Raw genomic sequence first — 1,234 nt, 5'->3', positions numbered from 1 at the left:
CGCCTTGGCCAGCTGGCGCGCCCCACGCCCCCCAGCCCCGTCGAGGTCGGCCGGACCGAGCAGCCCCGGGGGGGCCCGGCTGAGCAGTCGCATGAGCCGGTCGCCGCGGAAGGGTCCTGCACGATCGTCAGCAGCGAGACGACGTCGGCGACCTCCGGCGTGAGCAGCAGCCCGCCGAGACCCACGACCTCGTGCGGGATGTTGCGCACAGCCAGCGCCTCGGCGACGAGCGTGAACTGGCTGCGCTTGCGGCACAGCACCGCCGCCGAGCGCCGGCCACCGGACCACCGGGTCTCGATCCACTCGGCGACCGCGGCCGCCTCGTCGTGGGCGGTGAGGCTGCGCATCACCTGCACCTGTCCCCGACCGGCCCCGGGCCGAGGCCGAAGGGAGGTCACCGGCACCCCGCTCACGGCACCGAGCGGCCCGGCCACGGCATTGGCGACGGACAGGATCGACTCGTCGTTGCGCCAGCTCGTCGACAGGTGCTTGACGGGAGCGGCCTCCCCTTCGGTGGCGAAGAAGCGCGGGAAGGTCGCCAAGGTCGTCGCGCTCGCCCCGCGCCAGGCGTAGATCGACTGGTGCGGGTCGCCCACGGCCGTGACCGCGGCCGGCGGCTGCCCCTGCGGGGCGAAGAGCTCCCTCATGAGGATCAGCTGGGCCTCCGAGGTGTCCTGGAACTCGTCGAGGAGCACGACCCGGAAGCGGTCGCGCTCGGCCTGCCCGAGGTCGGGGAAGCGCGTCGCCAGGGCCGCCGCGAGCGCCATCTGGTCGGAGAAGTCCATGACCGAGCGCTCGCGCTTGACCTCGCGGTAGCGCTCGACGATCGGCAGCACGAGCCGCTGCTGCTCCATCGGCGTCATGACCTTGCCGCGGAAGTCCTTCGTGAAGTCCTTGCCCGCCGCCGCCACGGTCTCGAGGTGAGCGAGGGTCCGGCGGGCGAAGTCGTCGACATCGGCCGGCGTGCGCAGGTGCTCGGCCAGCTCGCCCGCCAGCGAGACCACGGCATTGGTCACCGTCGACTCGGTCTTGTCGATGTCCTCCATCGGGCCGTCCCACGCGACGACCACCTCGTGCGCGAGCTGCCAGGTGGCGGCCTCGGAGAGCAGGCGCGAGTCCTTCTCGTAGCCCAGCCGCAGGGCGCCCTCGCGGACGAGGCGCCCGGCATAGGCGTGGTAGGTCGAGATCGTCGGCGCGCCACCGAGGCCGCCCGCGCCGGCCTCCCCGTCGGCCT

The 1,234-nt window shown here is 73.5% G+C and carries 1 protein-coding gene; it reads right to left on the bottom strand.

Translation table 11 applies throughout. The features are described from left to right. Positions 1–1,234: UvrD-helicase domain-containing protein (locus AC2W7J_RS18265; protein ID WP_485984198.1), on the bottom strand; the 1,234-nt coding region annotated here is incomplete at both ends.

The organism is Janibacter sp. CFPM2_SD2, assembly GCF_057364645.1.
The sequence above is the reverse complement of the archived record's forward strand: the minus strand, read 5'-3'. Positions and strand labels throughout refer to the sequence as shown.